Below are 1,607 nucleotides of genomic sequence, written 5' to 3'. Positions count from 1 at the left end.
CTGGTCCCCGCCGACGATGCGGCCCGGCGGCCGCGCTCCCTAGGCTCGGACGGTCAGCGTGATCGTCCGAGCCCTGGAGAAAGCACCGTGATCGTAGTGACCGGCGCGACCGGCAACGTCGGCCGTGCCCTCGTCGACCGACTCCTCGCGGCGGGAGCGCCCGTCCGGGCGCTGACCCGCGACCCCGGGCGGGCCGCCCTGCCCGGGCGGGCCGAGGTGGTGGCGTTCCGCCCGGACGACCCCGCCGCCCTGTTCACCGGCGCGACGAAACTCTTCCTGTACGCCCAGGCCGTCACGGCCCCGCTGCTGGCGGCCGCCCGCGAACACGGCGTACGCCACGCCGTCCTGCTCTCCAGCGGCCTGGTGAGGGAAGGCGCCGACGAGACCCACCCCATCCACGTCATGCACGCCACCGCCGAGCGGCACATCCGCGACAGCGGGCTCGCCTGGACCTTCCTGCGGCCCAACGCCTTCGCCACCAACGCGCTCCAGTACGCCCCGCAGATCCGCGCGGGCGGCGACACCGTCCGCGGTGTCTACGCCGACGCGCTCTCCGCGCCCATCCACGAGGACGACATCGCCGCCGTCGCCGAACGCGTCCTGCTCGACGACGGGCACGAGGGCGCCGTGCACCGGCTGACCGGGCCCGCGGCGACCAGCAACGCCGAACAGGTCGCCGCGATCGGCGACGCGCTCGGCAGGAAGCTGACGTTCGTGGAGCTGGACCCGGCCGACGCCGGCCCGGAACTGTTCCCGCACGTGCAGCCGCGGATGCTCGGCCGGCTGCTGGAGACCGTCGCGCAGTCCGTCGGAGTGCCCCCGGAGATCACCGGCACCGTCGCGGACGTCACCGGCACCCCGGCCCGCCCCTTCGGCCAGTGGGCCCGCGACCACGCCGCGGACTTCCGCTCCTAGGACCTGTCGTTGTCCGCACGCACCAGGCCCCGCCCACCGGCAGGACCGGGCGCCGCCGACGGCCCGCTCCCTGATCCGAACGACAGGCCCTAGCCGACCGGCCCCCCCGGGGCAAGAGCAGTACACACTTTCGGGTTTCGTTCGCCGGGCTTCGGGGACACAAGGCTCTCTTCCGGTACAAGCTGGCACTCCACCCACACGCCACCCGCCCGGGCCCGGCAGGCCCGGCCGGCGTTCCCGTGCCCTGGGCGTGCTGTCCATGGACGCCTCGCGCAACCTCATGGACGACCACCGCGAGTTCCTCGCGGAGCTGGGCGTGGTCTCCGCGCGCCGGCTGCGCGCGGCCCGGCACGGAGAGACCGTGCTGGTCGCGGGCGCCAAGGCGGCCACCCAGACCCCGCCCGTCCGCTCCGGCAAGCGGGTCGTCTTCTCCACCCTGGACGACGGCACGGGGCTGGTGGACCTGGCCTTCTTCGACGACTCCCACGACGCCTGCGCCCACACCGTCTTCCACTCCTGGCTGCTGCTGGTGCGCGGGGTGGTGCAGCGGCGCGGCCCGCGCAGCCTCAGCGTGGTCGGCTCCGCCGCCTGGAACCTCGCCGACCTGGTGGAGGTGCGGCGCGCGGAGGGGCTCGACGGGGTCGCGGCCCGGCTGGCCGCGCCCACCGGCGCGGACGGGACGCCGGCGAAGG

1 protein-coding gene and 1 pseudogene are annotated in these 1,607 nt (G+C 75.3%); both read left to right on the top strand.

Annotated elements, in window-relative coordinates:
• Window positions 1-87: 87 nt before the first annotated feature.
• Window positions 88-915: an NAD(P)H-binding protein gene (locus H5J33_RS34560; RefSeq protein WP_181798609.1), complete on the top strand. Its 828-nt coding sequence runs from the start codon at window positions 88-90 to the stop codon at window positions 913-915.
• 235 nt (window positions 916-1,150) lie between these two features.
• A pseudogene (locus tag H5J33_RS34555) lies at window positions 1,151-1,607 on the top strand (OB-fold nucleic acid binding domain-containing protein); the annotation flags it as partial.

Origin of the sequence: Streptomyces sp. WELS2 (assembly GCF_013870595.1) — a bacterium.
Taxonomy (GTDB): domain Bacteria; phylum Actinomycetota; class Actinomycetes; order Streptomycetales; family Streptomycetaceae; genus Streptomyces.
This window is presented reverse-complemented; position numbering and strand designations above follow the sequence as displayed.